General features: G+C 27.0%; 23 protein-coding genes and 2 pseudogenes. 6 read left to right on the top strand and 19 right to left on the bottom strand.

Features of this window, described 5'->3' with window-relative positions:
- Positions 1-8: 8 nt before the first annotated feature.
- The 12 genes from ilvB to atpB form a co-directional block, all read right to left on the bottom strand.
- Positions 9-1,703, bottom strand: a complete 1,695-nt coding sequence (gene ilvB / locus H0H67_RS00425; RefSeq protein ID WP_185859389.1) for a biosynthetic-type acetolactate synthase large subunit — start codon at positions 1,701-1,703, stop codon at positions 9-11.
- Between the two features lie 4 nt (positions 1,704-1,707).
- Positions 1,708-3,390: a dihydroxy-acid dehydratase gene (gene ilvD / locus H0H67_RS00420; RefSeq protein ID WP_185859388.1), complete on the bottom strand. Its 1,683-nt coding sequence runs from the start codon at positions 3,388-3,390 to the stop codon at positions 1,708-1,710.
- A 346-nt stretch (positions 3,391-3,736) separates the two neighbouring features.
- Positions 3,737-4,927, bottom strand: coding sequence for a tRNA 2-thiouridine(34) synthase MnmA (gene mnmA / locus H0H67_RS00415; protein WP_185859387.1), 1,191 nt, complete (start codon positions 4,925-4,927; stop codon positions 3,737-3,739).
- Positions 4,928-5,074: 147 nt separating this feature from the next.
- On the bottom strand, positions 5,075-6,193 hold the full coding sequence (gene dnaJ / locus H0H67_RS00410) for a molecular chaperone DnaJ (protein WP_185859386.1): 1,119 nt from the start codon (positions 6,191-6,193) through the stop codon (positions 5,075-5,077).
- A gap of 12 nt (positions 6,194-6,205) precedes the next feature.
- Positions 6,206-6,760, bottom strand: a complete 555-nt coding sequence (locus tag H0H67_RS00405; protein WP_185859385.1) for a nucleotide exchange factor GrpE — start codon at positions 6,758-6,760, stop codon at positions 6,206-6,208.
- A 92-nt stretch (positions 6,761-6,852) separates the two neighbouring features.
- Positions 6,853-7,851, bottom strand: coding sequence for a tryptophan--tRNA ligase (trpS, locus tag H0H67_RS00400; RefSeq protein WP_185859384.1), 999 nt, complete (start codon positions 7,849-7,851; stop codon positions 6,853-6,855).
- 71 nt (positions 7,852-7,922) lie between these two features.
- A complete protein-coding gene (gene atpG, locus H0H67_RS00395; RefSeq protein ID WP_185859383.1) occupies positions 7,923-8,813 on the bottom strand; it encodes an ATP synthase F1 subunit gamma in 891 nt (296 codons plus the stop codon).
- Between the two features lie 10 nt (positions 8,814-8,823).
- Positions 8,824-10,404 carry a F0F1 ATP synthase subunit alpha gene (atpA, locus tag H0H67_RS00390; protein WP_185859382.1) on the bottom strand — a complete coding sequence of 527 codons (1,581 nt, stop codon included), beginning with the start codon at positions 10,402-10,404 and terminating at the stop codon, positions 8,824-8,826.
- Positions 10,405-10,421: 17 nt separating this feature from the next.
- On the bottom strand, positions 10,422-10,967 hold the full coding sequence (gene atpH, locus H0H67_RS00385; protein WP_185859381.1) for an ATP synthase F1 subunit delta: 546 nt from the start codon (positions 10,965-10,967) through the stop codon (positions 10,422-10,424).
- On the bottom strand, positions 10,968-11,456 hold the full coding sequence (gene atpF, locus H0H67_RS00380) for a F0F1 ATP synthase subunit B (protein WP_185859380.1): 489 nt from the start codon (positions 11,454-11,456) through the stop codon (positions 10,968-10,970).
- A gap of 10 nt (positions 11,457-11,466) precedes the next feature.
- Entirely contained in the window at positions 11,467-11,694 is a 228-nt protein-coding gene (gene atpE / locus H0H67_RS00375) for an ATP synthase F0 subunit C (RefSeq protein WP_185859586.1), read from the bottom strand.
- 16 nt (positions 11,695-11,710) lie between these two features.
- Complete coding sequence (atpB, locus tag H0H67_RS00370) at positions 11,711-12,772, bottom strand: F0F1 ATP synthase subunit A (RefSeq protein WP_185859379.1); 1,062 nt, start codon at positions 12,770-12,772, stop codon at positions 11,711-11,713.
- Between the two features lie 141 nt (positions 12,773-12,913).
- On the opposite strand from atpB, the gene H0H67_RS00365 reads away from it, so the two are divergent.
- Positions 12,914-14,059: a trans-sulfuration enzyme family protein gene (locus tag H0H67_RS00365; RefSeq protein WP_185859378.1), complete on the top strand. Its 1,146-nt coding sequence runs from the start codon at positions 12,914-12,916 to the stop codon at positions 14,057-14,059.
- Here H0H67_RS00365 and cysS read toward each other — a convergent pair.
- From cysS to nadE, 3 genes and pseudogenes are all read right to left on the bottom strand, one after another.
- The gene (gene cysS, locus H0H67_RS00360) at positions 14,051-15,523 is read right to left on the bottom strand and encodes a cysteine--tRNA ligase (protein WP_185859585.1); all 1,473 of its coding nucleotides are present in this window, start codon (positions 15,521-15,523) and stop codon (positions 14,051-14,053) included. The two genes, H0H67_RS00365 and cysS, sit on opposite strands and share 9 nt — an antisense overlap.
- Before the next feature lie 10 nt (positions 15,524-15,533).
- Positions 15,534-16,163, bottom strand: coding sequence for a GTP cyclohydrolase I FolE (folE, locus tag H0H67_RS00355; protein WP_238784590.1), 630 nt, complete (start codon positions 16,161-16,163; stop codon positions 15,534-15,536).
- 137 nt (positions 16,164-16,300) lie between these two features.
- Positions 16,301-17,076 (bottom strand): annotated as a pseudogene (gene nadE, locus H0H67_RS00350) (NAD(+) synthase).
- A gap of 31 nt (positions 17,077-17,107) precedes the next feature.
- Here nadE and tsaB point away from each other — a divergent pair.
- The 5 genes and pseudogenes from tsaB (at position 17,108) to H0H67_RS00325 (ending at position 21,759) form a co-directional block, all read left to right on the top strand.
- A complete protein-coding gene (tsaB, locus tag H0H67_RS00345) occupies positions 17,108-17,743 on the top strand; it encodes a tRNA (adenosine(37)-N6)-threonylcarbamoyltransferase complex dimerization subunit type 1 TsaB (protein WP_185859376.1) in 636 nt (211 codons plus the stop codon).
- A 50-nt stretch (positions 17,744-17,793) separates the two neighbouring features.
- Positions 17,794-18,722 (top strand): annotated as a pseudogene (hemC, locus tag H0H67_RS00340) (hydroxymethylbilane synthase).
- Positions 18,723-18,728: 6 nt separating this feature from the next.
- Complete coding sequence (locus H0H67_RS00335; RefSeq protein ID WP_185859375.1) at positions 18,729-20,471, top strand: TrkH family potassium uptake protein; 1,743 nt, start codon at positions 18,729-18,731, stop codon at positions 20,469-20,471.
- Positions 20,472-20,485: 14 nt separating this feature from the next.
- Positions 20,486-21,175 (top strand): potassium channel family protein, encoded by a 690-nt coding sequence (locus H0H67_RS00330; RefSeq protein ID WP_185859374.1) that lies wholly within the window; start codon positions 20,486-20,488, stop codon positions 21,173-21,175.
- A 101-nt stretch (positions 21,176-21,276) separates the two neighbouring features.
- On the top strand, positions 21,277-21,759 hold the full coding sequence (locus H0H67_RS00325; RefSeq protein WP_317168117.1) for a uroporphyrinogen-III synthase: 483 nt from the start codon (positions 21,277-21,279) through the stop codon (positions 21,757-21,759).
- On the opposite strand, the gene H0H67_RS00320 is transcribed toward H0H67_RS00325, so the two are convergent.
- Genes H0H67_RS00320 through nrfD form a run of 4 tightly spaced genes read right to left on the bottom strand, consistent with a single transcriptional unit; the run spans position 21,750 to position 25,532 of the window.
- Positions 21,750-23,048 carry a hypothetical protein gene (locus H0H67_RS00320; RefSeq protein ID WP_317168104.1) on the bottom strand — a complete coding sequence of 433 codons (1,299 nt, stop codon included), beginning with the start codon at positions 23,046-23,048 and terminating at the stop codon, positions 21,750-21,752. The two genes, H0H67_RS00325 and H0H67_RS00320, sit on opposite strands and share 10 nt — an antisense overlap.
- A complete protein-coding gene (locus H0H67_RS00315; protein ID WP_185859373.1) occupies positions 23,006-23,614 on the bottom strand; it encodes a c-type cytochrome in 609 nt (202 codons plus the stop codon). The genes H0H67_RS00320 and H0H67_RS00315 overlap by 43 nt, the downstream gene beginning before the upstream one ends.
- A gap of 33 nt (positions 23,615-23,647) precedes the next feature.
- On the bottom strand, positions 23,648-24,160 hold the full coding sequence (locus H0H67_RS00310; RefSeq protein ID WP_185859372.1) for a DUF3341 domain-containing protein: 513 nt from the start codon (positions 24,158-24,160) through the stop codon (positions 23,648-23,650).
- Complete coding sequence (nrfD, locus tag H0H67_RS00305; RefSeq protein ID WP_185859371.1) at positions 24,153-25,532, bottom strand: NrfD/PsrC family molybdoenzyme membrane anchor subunit; 1,380 nt, start codon at positions 25,530-25,532, stop codon at positions 24,153-24,155. Before nrfD ends, H0H67_RS00310 begins: the two co-directional genes overlap by 8 nt.
- Positions 25,533-25,535: the final 3 nt, after the last annotated feature.

The raw sequence follows: 25,535 nt of genomic DNA, 5'->3' as shown, positions 1-25,535 counted from the left end.
TTTATTAATTATGTCAAACGAATTTCATCTACAGCAGCTCCTGCAGGAATCATAGGAAAAACATTGTCTTCTCTTTCTATTACAACTTCTAACAAAAAAGTTTTTTCATTATTCAATGCTTTTTTTACAGATTCTTTTAATTCTTCTCTTTTGCTCACTTTTTTTGCTTTGATGTTATAAGCATTAGCTAACTTTATGAAATCTGGATTAATTAATTCTGTACACGAATAACGTTTATCAAAAAAAAGCTGTTGCCATTGACGTACCATTCCCAAAAAATTATTATTCAGTAATATAATTTTTACAGAAATATTATTCTGTAAAATGGTCCCCATCTCTTGTATTGTCATTTGAATTCCCCCATCTCCTACAATACAAATAACTTGTCTTTTTTTTGCTCCTAATTTAGCTCCTATTGAAGCTGGTAAAGCAAAACCCATTGTCCCCAATCCTCCAGAAGTTATTTGACTTTTTTTGCAGGTAAAATTGAAATATCTTGAAGCAATCATTTGATGTTGTCCTACATCAGTTACAAGAATAGCATTTTTTTGTTTATATTGATTAATCCATTTAATTACTTCACCCATAGTCATTCCTTTTTTTTTTGGGTTAAGATCAGCTTGTATAACTACAGTTTTTTCTTTTTCTTTCAGATAAAAAAACTTTTCTATCCATTCTTCATGAGTTGATTCATGAACATAGTTCATTAATTTTATTAAAGAAGATTTGCAATCTCCCAAAATCGGAATATGACATAATATATTTTTATTAATTTCTGAAGAATCAATTTCTAAATGAATGATTTTAGCTTGTTTTGCATATTTTTTCACGTCTCCTGTAACACGATCATCAAAACGCATACCTATTGCAATAAGAATATCACATTGATTGGTTAAAATATTTGGAGCATAATTTCCATGCATTCCTAACATTCCTACATATAGATAGTGATTACTGGACAAAGCCCCTAATCCTAATAAAGTACTAGCTACTGGAATTCCTGTTTTTTCAACAAATTTTTTAAATTCTTCTTCTGCTTCAGATAATACAACACCTTGACCTACAAGAATTAAAGGTCTTTTAGCTGTATTGATTAAATTAGAAGCTTCTATTATTCTTTTTTCCTCTATACAAGGATATGGATGAAAATTTTTTACGTATTTACAACGTTGATAATTAAATTCAGCTTCTTGAAATTGAGCATCTTTAGTGATATCTATCAATACAGGTCCTGGTCTTCCTTTTTTAGCTATAAAAAATCCTTTTTGAATTGAATCACAAATATCTTTAGCTTTTAATACTTGAGTATTCCATTTAGTAACAGGAATAGAAATATCTATAATATTTGTTTCTTGAAACGCATCGGTTCCCAATAAATGAGAAGATACTTGTCCAGTAATACAAACAATAGGAGTACTATCTATCAAGGCATCTGCTAATCCAGTTATTAAATTAGTAGCTCCTGGACCTGAAGTTGTAAAACATACACCTATTTTTCCAGTTGCTCTAGCATACCCTTGTGCAGCATGAATAGATCCTTGTTCGTGACGCATTAAAATATGCGAAACTAAATTTAAATAGTCGTGTAAAGAATCATAGATAGGCATAATAGCTCCACCTGGATAACCAAATATGTATTCTACATCTTCATCTAAGAGTGCTTTTATTACTATTTCTGAACCGGAGAATAACTTTTTTTCCATATAATTAAAATTGATCTGTAATGCACCCTTCAGAAGCTGGAGAAACTATTTTTGTATATTTGTATAAATATCCTTTTTTTACTTTCAATGAAGGTTGGATCCATGATTCTTTTCTTCTTTGGATTTCCTCGTTTTCCACTTCAAGAGTAATGGTATTATTTTCCGCATCTATTTTAATAAAATCTCCATTTTGAACCAAAGCGATCAAACCTCCAGATTGTGCTTCTGGAGTAATATGTCCTACTACAAAACCGTGTGATCCTCCTGAAAATCTACCATCTGTAATAAGAGCTACTTTTTTTCCTAGCCCTGATCCCATAATATAAGACGTTGGTTTTAACATTTCTGGCATTCCAGGACCTCCTTTAGGACCTACATATCTGATGACAATTACAACTCCAGGAAAAATTTGATTATTTAAAATTGCTTTATTGGCTTCTTTTTCTGAATTAAAAACATTAGCTTTACCACGAAAAATAGTTCCTTCCTTTCCAGTGATTTTAGCTATAGATCCTTCTGGAGAAAGATTACCATATAAAATTCTGATATGTCCGTTTTTTTTGATAGGTTTATCTAAAGGACGAATGATTTTTTGATCAAAAGTTATATTAGGAACATTTTTCATATTTTCAGACAATGTTTTTCCAGTAACGGTTAGACAACCTCCTGATAATATTCCTTCATTTAATAAGTATTTTATAATAATAGGCATTCCTCCTATATTATGAATATCCTCCATTAAGAAAATTCCACTTGGTTTTAAATTTCCAATGAGAGGAACTTGATCACTAATTCTTTGAAAATCTTTTAAAGAAAAATCAATATTTGCAGATTTAGCAATAGCTAAAAAGTGTAACACCAAATTGGTAGAACCTCCTAAACACATAGCTAATTTAACTCCATTTTCTATAGAAGATTTTGTGATTATATCTTTCGGTTTTATTCTTTTTTCCAAAAGTTTTTTAATATATGTAGAAACTACTTCGCATTCTATTTGTTTTTTATCACTTGTTGAAGGAGATGAAGAAGAATAAGGAAGCATCATCCCCATTCCTTCTAGAGCAGAAGCCATAGTATTTGCAGTATACATCCCTCCACAAGCTCCTGGTCCTGGACAAGAATTTTTGACGATGTTTTTGTACTCTGTTTCGGTAATTTTGCAAGTATTTTTTTTTCCTAGAGCTTCAAAAGAAGAAACTATGTCTAATTTTTGACCATTATAATAACCTGAAGAAATACTCCCTCCATACACTATGATAGATGGACGATTCAATCTAAGTAAGGCAATCATAACTCCTGGCATATTTTTATCGCATCCTGGAATAGCAATTATTCCATCATAATGATGTGAATCAACTACTGTTTCTATGCTATCCGCTATTAATTCTCTAGAAGGCAAAGAGTATCTCATTCCTGAAGTTCCCATAGTGATTCCATCACTGACTCCAATAGTAGTAAATTGAAATCCTACTAAATTTTTAGTTATAACCGATGATTTTATTTTTTTTGCCAATTTATCCAAATGCATGTTGCAAGGATTTCCCTCGTACCAATTGCTGACTATTCCTATTTGAGCTTTACAAAAATCAGATTCTTTCATTCCTGTAGCATATAACATAGCATGTGCCGCTGGTAAATTAGGTTCTTCAGTTATTTTTTTGCTAAAATTGTTAATTATTTTTTCCATGAGATGTTTTATAAATCAAAAAGCCCTACCGGTTAGTAGGGATAAAAAAATAACACTCAATTTGAATATATTTTTTCTAAAAACTATCCAAAAGATGAATTATATAATATGCAAAAATATGAAAAAAATAGATTATATAAAAGCATTTTTTAGTGTTTTATTTTTGTAAAATCATCATTTTTCAATTGATTTATGAATATCTTGTAAAGTTTATAATCAAAAATTCTCTCTGAAACGTATTATTATTAATAATAAAAAAAAAATGGTTTTTTTTGAAAAAAATCAAATTTTACATTTGTAAAATATATTCAATATTTAACAAAATAAATATGAAATGTAAAATACTTTAAGAAATAATTCCTGATCCTACTAATTCTTTTCCAATATACCAAGCCGCAAACTGTCCTTCTGTTATAGCACATTGCATTGTTTCAAATTCGATGAACATTCCTTTTTTTATTTTATATAATTTTGATTTTTGTAATGGTTGTCTATAACGAATTCTACAAAAAACATCCATTTTTTCTCCTTCACTCAGACTAAGATCTTGTCTGATCCAATGAATATTTTTTTCCTGAATAAACAAAGATTTTCTATACAAACCGGGATGTTTTTTCCCCATTCCAGTATAAACAATATTTTCTTTCACATCGGTTTCAATAACAAAAAGAGCTTCTTTATAACCTCCTAAAGCTATTCCTTTACGTTGTCCTTTAGTAAAATAAGTAGCTCCTTCATGATATCCAATTATTTTTCCATCTGATTTTTTATACTTTTTTTTTCTTGATAAAAAAAGTAACTCTTCTTCCTTAGAAAGAAAAATTTTTTTTTCTTGATATACTAAAGCATCAGAATTGATGTAAACCACATCTCCTTTTTTTGGAAAAATTTTTTTTTGGAGAAATTTTTGCAAATTAATTTTTCCTACAAAACAAAGACCTTGTGATTCTTTTTTATGAGCATTGCGTAATCCATTTCTTTCTGCTATTTTTCGAACTTGATTTTTCGTTAATAAACCTAATGGAAATAGTGATTTTTCCAATTGATATTGTGTCAATTGACATAAAAAATACGATTGATCTTTATTAAGATCTTTTCCTATTAAAAGACGATAAATTATTTTTTTGTTTTTGATAATTTTTTCTTTATTCACATAATGACCTGTAGCAATAAAATCTGCTCCTAAATCAATGGCTTTTTTTAAGAAAATATTGAACTTAATTTCTTTGTTACACAATACATCTGGATTAGGAGTTTTTCCTGATTTATAGTTATTAAACATGTAATTAATAACATGTTTTTTGTATTCTTTTTTCATTTCAATTACTTGAAAAGGAATATTTAATTGTTTAGCCACTAGCATAGCATCAATCTTGTCTTCTTTCCAAGTAGTACATTTATTGAAAACGGAATCTTCTTCTTCCCAATTATGCATAAATAAACCAATAACTTCATAACCTTTCTTTTTAAGAATTAATGCAGCAACACTTGAATCAACTCCTCCTGAAAGTCCAACTACTATTTTTACCTTTTGCATTATGTATGATATTATTGTTGTTATAAGGTAAATTACATTCTGTAAAAAGTGTGGATATTAATATAAAAAAATAGAAAACTCTTCCCTATGTTGTTTAGCATTGCGAAAAAACTTTAAGACTAATTTAGAAATAATTATATAAACGTTTTAAGAAAACATTTCTCTTACACGATCAAAAAACGATTTTTCTGAATTACCGGGATGAGGAAGAAAATTTTCATTTTTTCTCATTTTTTCGAAAAATTTTCTTTGTTCCTCATCAATTTTCTTTGGAGTCCAAACATTAACATGAATCAAAAAACTTCCATATCCATGTCCTTCAATATTAGGTAATCCTTTATTTTTTAGTCTAAGAGTTTTTCCTGATTGTGTCCCTGGATCTATTTTAATTCTTGCTTTTCCATTAATAGTCGGAACTTCTTTTGAAGCACCCAATATTGCATCTGGAAAAGATATATATAAATCATAATGGAGATTACTTCCTTCTCTTTTCAATTGAGGATGAGGAATTTCTTCAATTAACACAATTAAATCTCCAGGAATTCCTCCAAATGGAGCTTCATTTCCTTTTTCAGAAACTTTAAGTTGAATTCCTTCAGTAAGTCCTTCGGGAATTTTAATATTTACCAATTCTTCTTCTTTAATCAATCCATGTTTATTAGCTCCATAAGGTATATTTTCAACATTTTTTCCAGTACCTAAACATGTATGACATTGAGAAGTAGTTTGCATTCTTCCTAAAATAGTATTGGTAACACGTATAATTTGACCAGTTCCGTTGCAAGAGGAACAATTTTTAAATTTGATTCCTTTAGCTACTTTAAGCCTTTTTACTTTAACTTTTTTTTCTACTCCATTAGCTATTTCTTCTAATGAAAGCTTTACTCTTATTCTTAAATCACTTCCTTTAATAGTTTTATGTCGATTCGATCTTCCAAATCCGAAACTAGAAAAACCTTCTCCAAATGCATCAGCGAAAATATCTCCAAAATTTGTAAAAATATCTTCCATATTCATTCCTGAACCAGTACCGCTCCCTTTTACCCCAGAATGTCCGAATTTATCATAACGTTGCCTTTTTTCTGGATTGCTTAAAATTTCATAAGCTTCAGCTGCTTCTTTAAATTTTTCTTCTGCTTTTTTTTTATCATCCAAATTCTTATCTGGATGATATTTTATTGCTAATTTTCTATAAGCTTTTTTAATTTCTTTTGAAGAGGCATTTCTAGAAACTCCTAATACTTCGTAATAATCTTTTTTCACCATGAAGATAAAAATTTATTTTCCGGTTATGACTTTAGCATGTCGTATGACTTTTTCCTTAAGAATATATCCAGCTTCTATAATTTCTATGATTTTTCCTTTTAAATTTTCTGTAACAGCTGGAATTTGTGAAATAGCCTCGTGTAAATCTGTATTAAAATCATCTCCTTTTTTTATTTTTATTTTATTTAATCCTTTTTCTTTTAAAATTTTAATAAGTTTTTCTTGTATTAAAGAAACTCCTTTAACGATAAGTTCATCTTTAGATTTTTTCAACTCTTTAAGTCCTCGTTCAAAATCATCTAAAATCGGAATTAAATCTATCAAAATTTGTTCATGAACAGCTCTAAAAATATCAAATCTTTCTTTTTGAATACGTTTTTTATAATTTTCGAATTCTGCAAAAAGACGTAAAAACTTGTTTTTTTCTTTTTCTAATTCTTCTTGAATAAGCTCTATTTCTTTCTTTAATGGATCCTTTTTTTCTACTTGACAAGAAGAAGATCCTACATTACAAGCTTCTTTAGATGGATCTAACTGTTTTTCAGTATTTTTTTGATTAATATCCATAATATAAAAATATTTTCAACACAATTCTATGGACTAAAAGCAAAAGATTTGCCACAATTTTAATTATGTCATTATGACATTTTTTAATTAAATCAATTTGATTTGATAGGTTTTAATTTTAAACATTTTCTGATATCATTCAATCTTTCATTAGCTATCCTTTTTGCTTTTTCAGCTCCCAAAGAAAGAATATGATCTAATAAAGATTTGTTTTTTATGAAAGAAAAAAATTTTTTTCTTTCTGTTGAAAATTTATGAATTATAAGCTCATATAACGCTATTTTAGCCTCAGAATATCCATATCCTCCTTTTAGATATTTCTTTTTCATTTTATCTATTTTGTCTAAAGGAGCTATTAATTTGTATAAGGACATTACATAATCTGTTTCAGGATCTTTCTTTTCTTCCAAGGATTTACTATCCGTCCGAATGCTCATAATTTGCTTTTTCAAAATTTCATCTGAAGAAAAAATGTTGATCCAATTTTTTTTAGATTTACTCATTTTTTTTCCATCTGTTCCAGGTACAGACATAGTTTTTTTTTGCAAGAAAGCATTAGGCAATACAAATAATTTTTTACCTATTCTTTGATTAAAAGAAGTGGCTATACGTCTAGTTATTTCTATATGTTGCAATTGATCTTTTCCTACGGGAACAATTTGAGCGTTATAAAGCAAAATATCAGCAGCCATTAAAATAGGATAAGCAAACAAACCCATACTAATTTTTCTTTTATCTATTTTAGATATTTCATTTTTAAATGAATGCGCTAATGTAAGTCTTTGATAAGGAAAAAAGCAACTGAAATACCAAGCTAACTCAGTCACTTCGGAAACATCAGATTGTCTATAAAAAAAACAATTTTCCGTATTCAATCCAAAAGCTAACCATGCTGCAGCAATTTGATAAGTATTGTTTATTATTGTTTTTATATTATTTATTTGAATCATAGAATGTAAATCTGCTATAAATATAAATGAAGAATGTTTTTCATTTCTATTAACAATGCCTACAGATGGAATTATAACACCTAAAATATTTCCTAAATGAGGAGTCCCTGTACTTCTAATTCCTGTTAATATTTTTTCCATAATTGTTTTTTGTAAACAAATGTATAATTAAATAAACTAAACTAATTATTTATTTTCAATTGAAAACTTGATTATCTTTTTTCATTTAAAGATTCTAATCCACTGATAATTTCAAGTATTTCTTTAGTAATTGTAGTTTGTCTTTCTTTATTGTAGTTTAATACTAGATCATTTTTGATGTCAGATGCGTTTTCTGTGGCTTGGTGCATGGAAATCATACGTGCTGTATGTTCTGATGCAGAAGATTTCAAAAAAATCTTTAATAATTTTGCATGTAGAAATTTTGGAATTAAATAATTAAATATTTCTTTTTTGGAAGGTTCTAAAATAGAATAAATTCCAGTTTTTTTTTTTTGAAAATCCATAGAAAATGGAAGAAATTTTTCCACAACTATTTCTTGAAATAAGGATTTTTTTAGAAGATTGTTATATATCAAATAAATAGAAGAAAATTTTTTTTGAATGAAGTTTGAAATTAATTTTTTTGTTAAAAGTTTGATTTTTTCATTCGTTTTAGTTAAATCATCTCCCCAATCTATCCAATTGTTATTTTTGTCATATATTTCATATTTTTTTTCTAAAAAATCGAATCCTTTTTTACCAATTGAAAAAAACATACACTCATTATGTGAGTAACCTTTTTTTTGAAAAAAAAAATTAATTTTTTCAAAAATTAAGGAGTTAAAAGAACCGCATAATCCACGATTAGAAGTAAACACAATAAATAATTTATTTTTTCCTTCTTCTAAGAAATATTTATTTTTTTCAAAATTTTCCTTTTTTTCTGTTAAAAAAAAATCTGAAAAAAGTAATTCTATATGATCAAAATAAGTTTTGATATTTTTCAGTAATTTTTTTGTTTTTCGTAATTTGATGATAGAGATCATTTTCATAGCTTCTGTAGTTTTAATAACTGATTCTATAGATAATATTCTTCTTTTGATCTCTTTTGGATTGGACATAAAAAAAAATTTAGGATACGTATTTATTACTTAATTCCAAAGCAATTTTTTCCAAAATTCCAGATATTTGATCATCAAACATTCCATTTCTTAATGAATTTAATAAATCTTCATGTTTTTCTTTCAAATAAAAAAGATATTCTTTTTCAAAATCTGAAATTTTATGAATAGGAATATTTTTTAATATATTTTTGGTTCCAACATAAATAATAGCTATTTGATCTGCTATATCATATGGAGAATGAGGTGTTTGTTTTAATATTTCTATGTTAATTTTTCCTTTTTTTATAATTTCCATAGTTGATGGATCTAATTCAGAACCAAATTTTGAAAAAGATTCCAATTCTCTAAACTGAGCTTGATCTAATTTCAAAGTTCCAGATATTTTTCTCATAGATTTAATTTGAGCGGATCCTCCTACACGAGAGACTGATATACTTTCATTAATTGCTGGACGAACTCCAGAATGAAATAAATCTTTTTCTAAAAAAATTTGCCCGTCTGTTATAGAAATAACATTGGTCGGAATATAAGAAGATATATCTCCAGATTGAGTTTCAATAATAGGTAAAGCAGTTAAAGATCCTCCACCTTTGACCTCTTTTTTAATAGACTCTGGAATATCATTCATTTTTTCAGCCATTTTTTGATCTGTGATTATTTTAGCTGCACGTTCTAAAAGACGAGAATGTAAATAAAAAACATCTCCTGGATATGCTTCTCTACCAGGAGGACGTCGTAATAACAAAGAAATTTCTCTATAAGAGACAGCTTGCTTTGAAAGATCATCATATATTACCAAAGAAGAACGACCAATATCACGAAAATATTCTCCTATAGCAGTTCCTGAAAAAGGAGCAAAAACTTGGATGGAAGCTGGATCAGAAGATTTAGCTGCAACTATTACTGTGTATGGCATAGCTCCCTTTTCTTGTAGAATTTTGGCAACTCTCGCTATTGTAGATCCTTTTTGACTAACAGCTACGTAAATACAATAAACTGTCTGATTTTTATCATAAAATTTTTTTTGATTGATAATAGCATCAATAGCTATAGTTGTTTTTCCCGTTTGTCGATCTCCAATAATCAATTCTCTTTGTCCTCTTCCTATGGGTATCATGGAATCTATAAACTTGATCCCAGTTTGAAGGGGTTCTTTGACAGGCTCTCTGTAAATGACACCTGGAGCTTTTCTTTCTAAAGGCATATCAAATAATTTTCCTTCTATAGGTCCTTTTCCATCAATAGGATTTCCTAATATATCGACAACACGACCTAACATTCCTTCTCCTACTTTTATAGAAAAAATTTTTCTTGTTCTTTTAACTATATCTCCTTCTTTGATATTTTTTGATGGACTAAGTAGAACAATACTCACATGATCTTCTTCAAGATTCAAAACTATACCTTTGACTCCGGTATGAAATTCTACTAATTCTCCATAAAAAGCTGAATTTAGACCAAACGATCTAGCTACCCCATCTCCTACTTGAATGATAATACCATATTCAGATAATTTTGATTCGAATTGTAAATTCGATAATTGTTCTTTAAGAATTGATGATATTTCAGAATATTTTAAATCTGACATGAAAATAAAATCTTTATTTAAGAATTTTTAAATATTTTTTTAATGCAAAATAATTGCTCTTTAACACTAAAATTCCATTCTTTGTATCCTATACGGAACAAAAAACCTCCAATGATAGATGGATCTATTTTGTTAATTATGTGAAATTTTTTTTTCTGATATTTAGGACACATTTTAATTATTCTATGTGTAATTATTTTTTTCATATCTATATTTAAAGAAAACGCGGAAATAACAATACATTTTATCAGTCCTTTTTTTTCTTCTTCATATATTTCTTGATATTCTAAAAAAATTTCTTTTAAAAGAGATTCTCTTTTTCGTATGATTAAAAGTTTTACAAATTGAAAGATTGATACATCAAAAGGATAAAGAATTTTTTCGAAAATTCTTATTTTGTTTTTTGAACTTAACAATGGTGTATAAATAATTTTACTTAAATCTACATTTTGATACAATAAAGAAAATACTTTTTTAACTTTATGATAAAAAAAATCATTATTGATAGAATATTCAAAAAAAACTCTAGCGTAATGTTTAATTACTTTTTTATTTGAAAACATTTAATGTAATTTATTTACCAATTCTTTGATTAATTTATCTTGTTGATTCGTTTGATTCAACTCTTTTTTTAATATTTTTTCAGCTATTTTGATAGAAATACCTCCTATTTGATTTTTTAATTTATAAATAGCTGCCTTTCTTTCTATTTGAATACTTTTTTTTGTTTCTTCTATAATTTTTTTCTTTTCTATCAAACTTTCCTCTTTTGCTTTTAATTTGATTTTTTCTCTAATTTGAATAGCTTCTTTCAAAATCATATCTCTTTTCACACGAGTTTCTTTTAATATTTTGTTTTTCTGATTTTCTACATTTTTCAATTCATTTTTCACTTTATCCGCTTTTTCAATAGACATTCTAATTTTTTCTTCTCTTTGATCAATAAAATTAATGATTGGCTTCCAAGCAAATTTTGAAAGAAATAATATAAGTGTTACAAATATTATAGAATGCCAAACAATCAATCCAAAAGAAGGTGTAACCAGATCCATTGGTAAAAAATTATTTAAATACAGCTAACAATGTAGTGACTATCCCAAAAAGAGCTGCTCCTTCAATCAGTGCAGCTGCAATAATCATTGCATTTTGTATTTTTCCTGAAGCTTCAGGTTGTCTAGCAATAGCATCCATTGCAGAACTTCCTATTCTTCCAATTCCCAATCCAGCTCCTACTACTGCAATACCAGCTCCTAAAGCTGCTAAACCCGAGTAAGTTAAATCTATATCCATATGATTAATATTTTTATTAATATCCATGCGTTTCACTTTCATAATTTTTGACAGCCATTCCTATAAGTAAAGAAGATAAAGTAGTAAAAATAAAAGCTTGCAAAAAGGCCACCATAATTTCCAACATAGAAATGAAAAAACCGAAAATTATGGAAAAACCAGCTATAAAAAAATTTTTAAAAACAAAAATAAGACAAATAAAACTTAAAATAATTATGTGTCCAGCAGTTATATTAGCAAATAAACGAATACACAAAGTTAATGGTCTAACAAAAATTCCAATAAACTCTATAGGAGCTAATAAAAATCTAATTCCTGTTGGAACCCCTTTCATCCAAAAAGTATGTTTCCAATAACTTTTACTTGCATTTATATTGGTAATGATAAATGTAGTTATAGCCAAAACAAATGTGATATTTATGTTTCCAGTAACGTTTGGAAATCCTGGAATAAGACCCATCAAATTATTAGATAATATAAAGAAAAAGGATGTTAACAAAAAAGGTAGATAAGTTTTGTATTTTTTTTCTCCAATATTAGGAATCACTATTTCATCACGTATAAACAAAATCAAAAATTCTAAAAAAATCCCCAAATTCCATTTGGTTTGATAATTTTTGTAACTCTGTTTCATTCGAATAAAAAGGTAACATAATAAAAAAAAAGAAATCAAAAGAGCAACCACATTTTTTGTAATAGAAAAATCCCAAGGTTTCTCATTGATTGGAATTCCTTTTGGATCTAAATGAAATCTTCCAATTGAATTAGTACTATATATTTTCCCCTGAAACATTTTATAATATCCATGCTTTCCTTGAACCACTTTTCCACATAATAATTTAGATGAAGAAAAAATTTCTAATCCATTATTCCACAAGATAACAGGCAAGGATAAAACAATTCCATTATTATGAGAACCTGCAATGCGCCATTCATGAGAATCACTAACATGCTCAAAAATCGTATTAGCTATATCCATTTTATTGTCCTCCTGACTTTTGCTTTTTCGAATTTCAACATCAGAAGATAAAAGAAAAAGAAAAGGCAAAAACAAGAATAACAAATTTTTTGAAATCATTTATTAAGAATCAAAAAACAGAAAACAAATTTATATTTTTTCCAAAAAAAAGTATTGTTTTTTTTCAAAATAATTTTTTCGAAAAATTATATTTTCATTTTTTGAGTACATTTGCATACAATATTTTTATGAAATTTTACAATGAAGGAAGAAACAAAGCTCATTCAGAACATATTATCAGATCCTCTTACTGGTTCTATTTCTACACCAATATATCAAACATCAACTTATGTACAGGAATCTCCTGGAGTTCATAAAGGATTTGATTACACAAGAACAAATAATCCTACAAGAAAAATTCTGGAACGTTTAATCACTGATTTGGAATATGGTTATGGTAGTTTAGCGTTTTCTTCAGGATTAGCATCTGTCGATGCTGTTTTAAAATTATTAGAATGTGGAGATGAAATAATAGCTGTAAATGATATTTATGGGGGAACTTTTCGTTTATTGAATTTGTATAAAAAATTAGGACTTATTACTAAGTTTGTAGATACGACTAATGCAGAAAAAGCTATATCAGTTGTTTCTAATAATACAAAATTGTTTTGGTTGGAAAGTCCTACAAATCCTACTTTAAAGATATCTGATATAGAATACATTAGTAAAGAATCAAAAAAGAAAAATCCAAAACTACTGGTTGTAGTAGACAATACTTTTGCTTCTCCTGCTATTCAAAATCCTATCAAATTAGGTGCAGATATAATCATTCACAGTGCTACAAAATATTTAGCAGGACATTCAGATGTGTTAGCTGGATTAATTACAGTAAAAGATCCGGATTTATATGAAAAATTGAAATACATTCAGAATGCAACCGGAGGAGTTTTATCTCCTATTGATTGTTGGTTAACAATAAGAGGTAGTCAAACTTTGTATTTACGTGTTCAAAAACAATCTAAAAATGCATTTAAAGTTGCTTCTTTTTTAGAAAAGAAAAAAGATTACTGTATTGATAAGGTTTATTATCCTGGATTACAATGTCATAAAAATCATTTGATAGCAGTTAAACAACAACGGTATTTTGGAGGGGTTGTTTCTTTTAGCCTTAAGAAAGATACAATAGAATCAGCAAAAAAAATTGTAACATCGACTAAGCTGTTTAAGCTAGCAGAAAGCTTAGGAGGAACAAAAAGTTTAATTTGCCATCCAGCCACTATGACTCATAAATCTACTCCTTTGGATGTTAGAAGGAATTCTGGAATACAGGATTCTCTTATTCGTTTATCTCTAGGAATAGAAAACGTAGAAGATCTCATAGAAGATATAGACCAAGCCTTAAAATAATTTTTCATCATGAAATGGAATTCCTATATTGGATAGTTCTTCTCGAATTCTATCAGACAGGATCCAGTTTTTTTGTTTTCTTGCTTCGGTACGAAATTTGATTAATCTCTCGATAAGTATTTTCAATTTTTCTTCAGAAGGATTTTTTTCTGTTTCTTGTTCTTCTTGAAAACCAAGAATATCGAAAACAAAATAAATCATGTATTTTTTCAATAAATTTACATGAGATTTTTCTATATCATTCATAGAAAAAGAATTAATAACATGAGTAGCTTTAAATAAATGAGAAATTAATAGAGGAATATTAAAATCGTCATTAATAGCTTTATAACAACATTGAATCCAATGGAATACATTAAAAATATGATGATTTTTTGTTGATGTTTTTGGATGTAATTTTTTTAATATTTTTACAGATTTCATGATTCTAGAATATCCTTTTTTTGCATTAATGAGTCCTTGATTTGAAAAATCCATAACGCTTCTGTAGTGGGATTGCAAAATGAAAAATCTGATAATGCTAGGTGAAAAAGGTTTTTGACAAAATTTATTGTGAATTATATCTTTTAATTCCAAAATATTTCCTGTGGATTTACTCATTTTTTTCCCATTTAAAGTTAACATATTGGTATGCATCCAATAATGTGCAAGACAATTTTTGTTATAAACACCTGTAGCTTGTGCTAATTCACATTCATGATGAGGAAATTTGAGATCTATCCCTCCTCCATGAATATCAAAAGTTTCTCCCAAATATTTTGTGCTCATAGCAGTACATTCTATATGCCAACCAGGAAATCCTTTTCCCCATGGAGAATTCCAACTCATAATATGACTAGGATGAGCTTTTTTCCAAAGAGAAAAATCTTGTAAACTATCTTTTTCTTCTGAAAAATTTAATTTTTGATTAAAAAGTTTGTCGATTTTGTTTTTGCTAAGAATTCCGTAAGAATATAACTTTTTATATTCTTTTAAATTAAAATAAACAGAACCATTTATTTCATATGCTAAATTTTTTTTAATTAATTTTTGAATCATATCTATTTGTTCTATGATATGGCCCGTTGCTGTAGGTTCTATGTTTGGAGGCTGAACATTTAAAAGACTTAATAAATTATGAAAAGAAAGAGTATATTTTTGAACTATTTCCATAGGTTCAAGTCCTTCTATGCGAGATTTTTTAGAAATTTTATCTTCTAAATCGTTTTCTTCATTTTCTAAATGTCCAACATCAGTAATATTTCTAACATAACGAACTTTATAACCTAAATGTTTTAAGTAACGAAAAACAATATCAAATGATATAAACGTACGACAATTACCCAAATGCAAGTGATTGTAAACTGTAGGACCACAAACATAAATTCCTACATATTTTTCATGAATAGGCTTAAATAATTCTTTTTTTCCTGTTAAGGAATTATATATTTTTAAATTATTTTGCATATAATTTATTTCTTCCATATCTTTTTCTTTAAGAAATTCCAATGTGGTGCAGAAATTCTCTTCGAATTACTGAATTTTTTTTGAAGGATCCTACTAGTTCAGTTGTCACAGTGCTACTATCTATATCTCTAATTCCACGAGAGTTTACGCATAAGTGTTTTGCTTCTATCACACATGCTACATCTTGTGTCTCTAACATTTTTTGTAAAGATTCAACAATTTGCATGGTCAAACGTTCTTGAACTTGTGGTCTTTTTGCATAAAAATTCACGATTCTATTAATTTTAGAAAGCCCTACCACCTTTCCATTAGAAATATAACCAACATGAGCTTTTCCTACAATAGGAAGAAAATGATGTTCACAAGTGGAATAAACTGTTATATTTTTTTCGATCAACATTTGATTATACTTATATTTATTTTCAAAAATAGAAGGACTAGGAGTGTTTTTTGGATTAAGACCGCTAAATATTTCTTGAATAAACATTTTTGCTACACGTTTTGGTGTTCGGCGTAAACTGTCGTCACTCATATCTAAACCTAATATTTTCATAATCTGAAAAAAATGTTTTTCTATTTTTTCAATTTTTTCTTCATCACTCATCAAAAAAGCCTGTTTTTGTGAAGAACTTTCATGATTGATTGAATAATTCAAAATATGGTTTTTATTAGTGTTTTTTTTTTTAAAATTTTTTTCTCTTTTTCTTCCATCATAAAATGAACTTAATCCATAGGGGGACAAAGTTACGAAAAGGATTCTGTATGGTTATTCTATCATATTTTTCTTGATATGATTTATTTTAAATAGGAAGGAATTTTGCAAACAGGAACGAGTATCATTTTATGCTTATTTTTCTGATTTAAGATTTGATATTTTTTGAAAATTTCGTATTCTTTTTTTTTTAAAAAATTATAATTTTTTTTTTTTTCATTTCCATAGCCCATTCTAACTCTTCATAAGTAGCTCCTAATTGGTCTTCATCCGATCGTTGATCTTCCCAAAGTCCATCTGTTGGTTTTGCTTTTTGAATTTCATTTGCAATATTTAATTCTCTGGCAATCATACAAATTTCACTTTTTTTCAAATCTGCTATGGGATGTAAATCAACTCCTCCATCCCCATATTTTGTAAAAAAACCTACACCAAAATCTTCTACCTTATTTCCAGTTCCAACAACAAGATAATTTTTCATATTAGCGTAATAGTATAAAGTCAACATTCTAATACGAGATTGAACATTAGCTAATGCCAGAGAATATTTTTTATTTTTATCATTGATAACATGACAAAAAGAAGTGAATAAAATCGATAAATCTTTTTTTAGATAACAAACGTTTGGAAATTTTTCAGTCAAAAATTTTGCATGTTTTTCTGACAAAAAATTTTTTTTCTTTTCTAAAATAGGCATTTCTAGTATTATTGTAGGAAATTTTGTCATGGATGCTAAAAAAGAAGTAACAGAAGAATCTATTCCTCCAGATATTCCAATTATAAAACCATTTGATTTAGATTTATGAATATATTCTTTTAACCAGGATACAATATATTTGATTATCTTTTTTGTTTTCATAATTTTTAGAAAATAAAATTTTAAAATTTATATGTCTTTAATTCTAAATTTAGAAACTTCTACTAAAAATTGTTCGGTAAGTATTGCTAAAAATGGAATATGTCTAATTTCTGTAGAAGAGTGTTCTAAACAACCTTTTCATTCAGATAAATTACATACATTCATACAATATGCTACAGAAATTTCTAAAATACGTCTTAAAGATTTAAAATCTGTTTGTGTCAGTAAAGGACCAGGATCGTATACTTCTTTAAGAATCGGGTTATCAGCTGCCAAAGGATTATGTTTTTCGCTAGGAATTCCTTTATTATCTTTGGATACTTTAACTATTCTGAGTCAAAAAATAAATATAAAAAGTGGATTTTTGATTCCAATGATACATGCTAAATCTGACTTATTTTATACTTCATTATTCAATAAATCAAAAAAAAGATTGAGTTCTATTTTTAAAAAAAAAATTTATGATAATTTTTTTACATGCTTAATGAAAAATGAAAAAGTCTATTTCATAGGAGATATTGATTTTATAGATCAAAAAATATTTTCTAATAATAGATTTTTTATTAAAGTTTATCCATCTGCAATGGACATGTCTTTCATTTCTTACGTTAAATTTTGTGATAGAGAATTCGATGATATTGAAAAATTTATCCCTTTTTATTTATAAAGTTGTTAAATTTTATATAGTATAACAATGATTTAAAATCCATAATTTTTTTGAAAAAGATTATTAGAATTGGTACACGAAACAGTCCTATAGCTGTTTTTCAAGCAAAAAAAGTCCAAAAATTACTTAATAAAGAAGGTTATCTTTCTCACTTATTTCAAATAAAATCTGAAGGTGATTTAATTCAAAATGTTCCTATTCATACATTAAAAAATGTAGGAATTTTTACAAAAAAAAAACTAATATTATGCTTTCAGGGGAAATAGATATGGCTGTTCACTCTTTAAAGGATGTTCCTATCAACTTTCCAAAAGGGATTGTATTATCTGCTTATTTAAAAAGAGGAAGTTTTTTTGATTCACTAGTGTATAAAGGGGAAAATGATTTTTTATACGATCCAAAAGTTCATGCAGTGATAGCTACTGGAAGTATTAGAATAGGTGCCTTTTGGAAGAATCGTTATCCACACCATGTATTGATTAATTTAAGAGGAAATATAAATACTAGATTGAATAAACTACAAAAGAATCCTTGGAAAGGTACTATTTTTGCTAAAATAGGGGTAGAACGTTTAGGAATATTAAATAATTTTAAATGTTTTAATTGTGAAGTTTTAGATTGGATGATCCCTTCTCCAGAACAAGGAGTCATCGTCGTTTCTACTCTTGAAAATAATGAAAATATTAATTGTCTAATTAAAAAATTAGATGATCAAAAAACTAGATTATCTGCAAATATAGAACGTCAATTCCTAAAAACTTTAGGAGGGGGATGCATAAGTCCTATAGGAGCTCACGCCATCATCAAAAACAAAATTATTTATTTTACTGGAATATTGCTCAGTTTAGATGGAATGCATAAAATCAAAAAAACTAAGATAGGTACTAATTATGATCTGATTGGATTTCAATGTTCTGAAGAAATTTTAAAAGAAGGAGGAAGAGAAATATTAGAAAAAATAAAAAAAAATATTTCATAAAAAATCATGACTCAAATTAGATTCCGAAATTTTTTAGAAATTGCAACTCCAATTATATTTATTTATATAATTTTTTCTTTAGGGTGGAAAACTTTCCTATTTTTCAACGCAGAAATCATTATAGGAATAGTATTAAGTATAAGCATTTTACACATTTTTATTCTTTTTGATCACAACTCAAAAAGAGATTATAAATCCATGATTTCTCTATCTTTTTTTGTATTAATAGTTTTTCTTATTTTTTCTTTTGGAAAAATATTCCTATATAATAAAGGAAAAATTACAGATGATATAAAAATATCTTTATTGATTAGTTTGATTTTATATATACTTATTCGTGTTACTTATTTTATGCGAATAGTATACGTAAAAATACATAATCCCGCTTTTATATTTATTATAAGTTTTGTCTTTTTATCTTTATTAGGATCTTTTTTATTAATGCTTCCATCATCTACAGTCAAAAAAATATCATTTATAGATGCTTTATTTACTTCTACCAGCGCGGTATGCGTAACAGGATTAGTTGTCTTAGACACAGCTAAAGATTTTACTTATTTAGGAAAAGTGATCATACTTATTTTAGTTGAACTGGGTGGTTTAGGAATTTTAACTATAACTTCTTTTTTTAGTTATTTTTTTAGAGATGGGTTTTCTTTTAAAGAAGCTATTTTTGTTAGTAATTTTTTAAATATAAAAACCACAAGTAACGTTCTTAGTTTAGCAGTTAAAGTAGTAATGTTCACTCTAACAGTAGAATCTATAGGTACTTTATTCATTTATTTATCCATTAAGGATAAAAATACATCTGATAATCCTCTATTTTTCTCTATTTTTCATTCTATATCTGCTTTTTGTAATAGTGGGTTCTCTACTCTGAGTCAAGGACTATATTCACAATCTGTAAGATTTAATTATTTATTCCAATTAATCATCGCTTTTTTATTGATATTGGGCGGAATAGGTTTCAATATTTTATTTAATTTTTTTACATATATATGGTTAACTATAAAAAAATATTTTTATAGAATTTTTAAAGATGAATATTTTCATTATCCTGCACATGTAGTGACTTTAAATACACAAATTGTTGTAATAACAACTTTTTTTTTACTTTCTTTTGGAACTATTTTTTATTATATCAGTGAATATCATTCTTCTCTTTCAGAACATTATTCTTTTTATGGAAAATGGATTGCTTCGTTTTTTTCTTCTGCAACATCTAGAACAGCGGGGTTTCATGTTATAAACATGAATAGTTTAGCTCCAGTAACTATTTTATTCACTATTTTATTAATGTGGATAGGGGCTTCTCCAGCTTCTACTGGTGGTGGAATTAAGACAAGCACTTTTGCATTGGCTTTAATGAATATTATTTCTTTATCTAGAGGAAAAAATAGACTAGAGATACAAAGAAAAGAAATATCTTCAGAATCTATTCGTTTAGCTTTTTCAATTATTATGTTATCATTAATTGTAATATACATGAGTATTTTAATTATCATTTTTTTGGATCCTAAAAAAGATCTTTTATCTATTTCTTTTGAAGTTTTTTCTGCTTTTTCTACGGCAGGTTTATCTTTAGGAATTACTTCTAGTTTATCAAATGGAAGTAAATTGGTTTTAATATGTTTAATGTTATTAGGAAGAATAGGTGTATTCAATGTAATGATTGGATTCTTAAAAAGAAATAAAATTAGTTCTCATTATTATTACAGGTATCCCAAGGGGGATATTCTTATTAATTGATTAATGAAAAAAACATGAAGATTATAATTGTTGGATTAGGAAATTTTGGAAGATCTTTAGCTCTCAATTTAACAGATAATGGACATGAAGTATTTGGCATAGATCATAAAATGGAAAAAGTAGATTTATTAAAGGATCATATAGCAAATGTAGTATGTATGGATGCTAATAATGAAGCCGCTTATAAAGTATTACCTATTCAACAAGCAGATTTAGGTATTGTAGCTATCGGAGAAAACGAAGGGTCATCAATAGTAACTACCGCTATACTTAAAAAAAAGTATAAAAATCTTAGAATAGTTAGTAGATCTTTATCAAAAATACATGACACCATATTAGAAGCTATGGGAATTAGTGATGTTGTGCATCCAGAACAGGATGCAGCTTTTAGGTTGACTAAACAAATATCTTTTAATTATGCTTTAGATTATTTTAGAGTGGATAATAAACACTCTATAGCAGAAGTTTTTTCTCCATCTTCTTTTAATGGACAATCTGTTAAAAGTTTAAAACTAACGCAAAAATATTCTGTTTCTTTAATTACCGTAATACGAGATATAAAAAATCCTATGTCTTCCAAAATAAATTCCACAAGAAAAGTTATTGGATTAGTTACAGGGGATACTGTTTTACAAAAAGGGGATATATTAACTCTCTTTGGTTCTAACAAATCTATAATGAATTTTGTGAAAGATAAAAAATAGTTAAGCAATGATTAATATTCTTATGACTAAATCTGTGGACTTTTCTATTTTTTCAGAAAAATATTTTTTTATTCAATCTTATGATTTTTTGTCAATAAAGTATTCAAAAGAAGATCTATGTAGTAGGAGAAAAAACATTTTTTTTTATCAAAAAACACTTTCCTTATTGTTTTTTTTTGAAAAAAAATTATGTGCAAGATATAATAGAAGAAATTATAAAAACAAGATCTAATCAATATTACGATTGGTTTTGTGGAAACACAAATACTTTAAGTAGAGACATCAATTTTTTCAAAGAAAAAAACATAAATCGATATGAAGTTTATCAAACATTTTTAACTCCTCGTAAAATCAAAAATTTATCTGATTATCATGGAATTATTTTTTTTAGTCCTTCTGGTGTACAATCTTTTTTTTCAAAAAATAAAATACAAAATAATACAAAAACAGAAATTTTTGCTATAGGAAAAACCACTGCTAAATTTATTTCAAATTTTTTGCATAAAAAAATATGGATTCCTAAAAAAACTTCTTTAAAAGAAGTTTTTTCTCTTGTAAAAAATTTTTATAATGTTCACATGTAGGGGTATTTGTAATTTTTGCTTTCATGAAAAAAAGGATTTCCTGTAGCAGAATTGAGTTTTTTTAAATTTGAAAACAAAATATAACTGAAAAAACCACCTATTAATAATAAAGAACCTATTTCGGATACTCCAAATTTAATTCCTTTTTTATTGATATCTGGAGCTATTAAATTGTATATATCCATGTAATGTCCAATTAGTAAAATTAAGGAAATAGTGAACACTATTTTAGGATTAGTTTTATTTTTACTACTTATTAATCCAAAAAAAGGAATTATAAAATTGGGGATAAGCATCCAAAAATGAATTGAATTATACATTTCTTCTCTTTTTAAAAAATAGTAAATTTCTTCTGGAATATTTCCGTACCAATAAAGTAAAAATTGTGAAAACCAAAGATAAGTCCACAATAAACTACTAGAAAATAAATATTTGCTCAAATCGTGTAAATGACTTTTTTTGAATAAGGGGAAATATCCTTTTTTATTCATATAAATAGCTATTATAGAAATAGTTCCTATACTTGTTACTATATAACTACTAAGAACATACCATCCAAATAAAGTGCTAATCCAGTGTGGATTTAAAGACATAATCCAATCCCATGCCATAAATATGGAAATAATAGAAAAAAATATAATAAAAATAACAGATATAAGATTTAATTTTTTATAATCATTTAAAGAATGTGTTAAATCTAACGTATAAGATATTTTTTTAATCTTTGAATAAAAAAAAATGCATCCTAATACATAGATAACGCTTCTTATTAAAAAAAAAGGAATGTTTAAAAATAATTTTTTACTTGCAATAATTTGATCATATTTAGCAGAATATGGGTCGTATAAATCAGAATCCATCCAATGAAACATATGAATGAAATCCATTGCATTTAATAATAAAATGATAAAAATCATCAAACATCCATATGGAATAAAAGAAGCTATTTTCTCCATAATAGGATGAAGAATAACAGACCATCCTGATTTTGAGACATTTTGTATTCCTAAAAAAAATAAAGATCCTAAAGATATAGAAGTGAAATAAAAAATAGAAATATATAAACCTGGCCAAGGCTTATTCTTTTTTTCTTCATATTTTATTTCTTTTATGTTTTTTACCTTGTTGAAATTCGAAAAATTTTTCTTTTTTTCTAAAAAAATTTTATCCAAAAAAATGAAAATCAAACCTATAATCATTATAAGAATAATAATTTTTTTATTTTTTTTAGAAAATTGATACATGTTTATTTGTTTTTTAGATACATGACATATTCCGATATTTTCCATCTGTCTATTTTATTTAATTGAGAAGCATAAGAATTCATATTGTTTTTACCATATGTAATAACATAATAAACACTTCCAATAGTCATATCCCTATCTTTATAATTAGGAATACCTAAAATTTTTTCATTTTTTACTAATTGACCTTGTCCATCTCCATCATTTCCGTGACATATAGAACAATTAATTTGATATAATTTTTCTCCGTTTTTCAGAATATCTTCTTTTGTTCCTATATTTTTATAAAAGGGATATGTAATTATTTTTTTAGAATAATCAAATCCTTTGTTTTCTATTTCATCAGAAATAGAATCATAAAAATCAGTTCTTTGAACAGTTCCCTTTACTGGGATAAGTGAAGAAGTTTTTCCATTTAAAAATAGAGAAATTTGAATTTTCTTAATTTTTTTATTATAATTGAAATAAGGATCTGAATAGGGTTCATATGCATCTGAATAATACATATTTGGCATATACACTGTATTTGGCTTTTTTTTATCTAACCAACAAGATTCTAATAACAACATAACATTTAAAATGATAACAATTCCATAAAAACATTTTTTCATAAATCAAATAAATTACTTTGAGTTAGTTAATTTTTATTTTATAATGACTTCCATCGCTCCATTTTCTTTTAATAAGTTCACTAATTTTTTAGTATTTTCTTTCGTATGAATCTCCATTAAAAACATGTTATCAGTGGTTCTTGAATCTGGATTTTTAGGAAAAGATCCTGGAAATAATCTACATTGAATCAGATAAGTAATACACATAAAATGTGCAGAAAAGAAAATAGATAATTCGAATATTACAGGAATGAAAGAAGGAAGGTTTCTTATCCAAGAAAAAGATGGTTTACCGCCAATATTTTGAGGCCAATCAAAAATCATAGCATACCAAGTTAATATGCTTGCTAAACAAAAACCAGACAATCCATATATGAAAGATAAAAAAGATAAATTAGTTTTTTTTAATTTCAAAATTTTGTCCAAATTGTGAATTGGAAAAGGGGAATAAACTTCATGTATACTAAATCCATGATTTTGAATAACTTTAATACTATTTATTAATGTGTAATCATTATCATATAATGCATGTACATATTTATTCATTTTCTTGTTTTTTATTGTCAGGTTTCAATATTGTTTTTAATTCTGATTGTGAGATGACCGGAAACGAACGTATGTATAATAAATAAAGAAAAAAAAATAATCCAATAGTTCCTATAAATATTCCAACATCTACAAATGATGGAATAAACCCGGTCCAAGAAGAAGGAAGATAGTCATGACTTAGATTTAAAACAATAATGTCAAATCTTTCAAACCACATTCCAATATTTATAATTATAGCTATAACATAAGACCAAAAAAAACTTCTACGTACAGATTTGATCCATAAAAATTGAGGAATTATAACATTACAAATAATCAATGCCCAAAAAGCCCACCAAAATGGACCTTTAGCTGCTTCTTGAGAAAAATAAATAAACTTCTCAAAGGAATCTCCTGAATACCACGAAAGAATAAATTCTGAAATATAAGCCAATAAAACGATTCCTCCTGTTAGCAAAATAATCATATTCATATATTCGATATGATTTTTCGTGATATAACTTTCTAAAGAAAGAACTTTTCTTGCTACACCAAGCAAAGTTTGTACCATAGCAAAACCAGAAAATATAGCTCCTGCTACAAAATAGGGAGGGAATATCGTACTATGCCAACCTTTGATGACAGAAGTTGAAAAATCAAATGAAACTATAGTATGAACAGAAAAAACTAATGGAGTACATAAACCAGCTAAAATCAAGGAAATTTCTTCGAATCTTTGCCAATCTTTTGATGTTCCTCCCCATCCAAAACTAAGAATGCTATAAATCTTTTTTTGAAAAGGATCTGATACCCTATCTCGTATCATAGCAAAATCAGGTATTAATCCCATAAACCAAAAAACAGTAGAAACAGAAAAATAAGTACTAATCGCAAAAACATCCCACAATAAAGGAGAATTAAAATTGGGCCACAAAGTTCCAAATTGATTAGGAATAGGCAATACCCAATGAGCATTCCATGGCCTACCCATATGAATAATAGGAAATAAACCAGCTTGAATAACTGCGAAAATAGTCATTGCTTCTGCTGAACGGTTGATAGATAAACGCCATTTTTGACGAAATAATAATAAAACAGCAGAAATTAAAGTTCCCGCATGACCAATTCCAACCCACCATACAAAATTAGTAATATCCCAAGCCCAGTTTATTGTTCTATTTAATCCCCATACTCCAATACCCGTTTCGATTGTGTAAAAAATACATACTAATCCCCATAAAAAAGCTAAAATAGAAATAAATAAGGCAATCCACCATAGATTTCCAGCTTTATTTTCTATAGGTCTTAATATGTCATCAGTAATATTTTTGAATGTTTTTTTCCCTAAAATTAACGGTTTTCTAACAGGAGATTCATAATGATTTGACATAAT

This window comes from Blattabacterium cuenoti (assembly GCF_014251575.1).
Taxonomy (GTDB): domain Bacteria; phylum Bacteroidota; class Bacteroidia; order Flavobacteriales; family Blattabacteriaceae; genus Blattabacterium; species Blattabacterium cuenoti_N.
Note: the sequence above shows the minus strand (reverse complement) of the source record. Positions and strands in the feature narration are given on the sequence as shown.

What these genes read in the sequence shown, in the direction of transcription:
- nrfD (WP_185859371.1), bottom strand. Translation starts at nt 25,532, where the DNA reads ATGTCAAATCATTATGAATCTCCTGTTAGAAAACCGTTAATTTTAGGG.
- H0H67_RS00310 (WP_185859372.1), bottom strand. Translation starts at nt 24,160, where the DNA reads ATGAATAAATATGTACATGCATTATATGATAATGATTACACATTAATA.
- H0H67_RS00330 (WP_185859374.1), top strand. Translation starts at nt 20,486, where the DNA reads ATGAAGATTATAATTGTTGGATTAGGAAATTTTGGAAGATCTTTAGCT.
- atpE (WP_185859586.1), bottom strand. Translation starts at nt 11,694, where the DNA reads ATGGATATAGATTTAACTTACTCGGGTTTAGCAGCTTTAGGAGCTGGT.
- atpF (WP_185859380.1), bottom strand. Translation starts at nt 11,456, where the DNA reads ATGGATCTGGTTACACCTTCTTTTGGATTGATTGTTTGGCATTCTATA.
- trpS (WP_185859384.1), bottom strand. Translation starts at nt 7,851, where the DNA reads ATGGAAAAAATATTAACAGGAATTAGAAGTACAGGGACTCCTCATTTA.
- mnmA (WP_185859387.1), bottom strand. Translation starts at nt 4,927, where the DNA reads ATGCAAAAGGTAAAAATAGTAGTTGGACTTTCAGGAGGAGTTGATTCA.
- ilvB (WP_185859389.1), bottom strand. Translation starts at nt 1,703, where the DNA reads ATGGAAAAAAAGTTATTCTCCGGTTCAGAAATAGTAATAAAAGCACTC.
- tsaB (WP_185859376.1), top strand. Translation starts at nt 17,108, where the DNA reads ATGTCTTTAATTCTAAATTTAGAAACTTCTACTAAAAATTGTTCGGTA.
- H0H67_RS00405 (WP_185859385.1), bottom strand. Translation starts at nt 6,760, where the DNA reads ATGGATATTAATCAAAAAAATACTGAAAAACAGTTAGATCCATCTAAA.
- atpH (WP_185859381.1), bottom strand. Translation starts at nt 10,967, where the DNA reads ATGTTTTCAAATAAAAAAGTAATTAAACATTACGCTAGAGTTTTTTTT.
- ilvD (WP_185859388.1), bottom strand. Translation starts at nt 3,390, where the DNA reads ATGGAAAAAATAATTAACAATTTTAGCAAAAAAATAACTGAAGAACCT.
- H0H67_RS00335 (WP_185859375.1), top strand. Translation starts at nt 18,729, where the DNA reads ATGACTCAAATTAGATTCCGAAATTTTTTAGAAATTGCAACTCCAATT.
- H0H67_RS00315 (WP_185859373.1), bottom strand. Translation starts at nt 23,614, where the DNA reads ATGAAAAAATGTTTTTATGGAATTGTTATCATTTTAAATGTTATGTTG.
- dnaJ (WP_185859386.1), bottom strand. Translation starts at nt 6,193, where the DNA reads ATGGTGAAAAAAGATTATTACGAAGTATTAGGAGTTTCTAGAAATGCC.
- atpB (WP_185859379.1), bottom strand. Translation starts at nt 12,772, where the DNA reads ATGATTTCAAAAAATTTGTTATTCTTGTTTTTGCCTTTTCTTTTTCTT.
- cysS (WP_185859585.1), bottom strand. Translation starts at nt 15,523, where the DNA reads ATGGAAGAAATAAATTATATGCAAAATAATTTAAAAATATATAATTCC.
- H0H67_RS00365 (WP_185859378.1), top strand. Translation starts at nt 12,914, where the DNA reads ATGAAGGAAGAAACAAAGCTCATTCAGAACATATTATCAGATCCTCTT.
- H0H67_RS00320 (WP_317168104.1), bottom strand. Translation starts at nt 23,048, where the DNA reads ATGGAAAATATCGGAATATGTCATGTATCTAAAAAACAAATAAACATG.
- atpG (WP_185859383.1), bottom strand. Translation starts at nt 8,813, where the DNA reads ATGTCCAATCCAAAAGAGATCAAAAGAAGAATATTATCTATAGAATCA.
- atpA (WP_185859382.1), bottom strand. Translation starts at nt 10,404, where the DNA reads ATGTCAGATTTAAAATATTCTGAAATATCATCAATTCTTAAAGAACAA.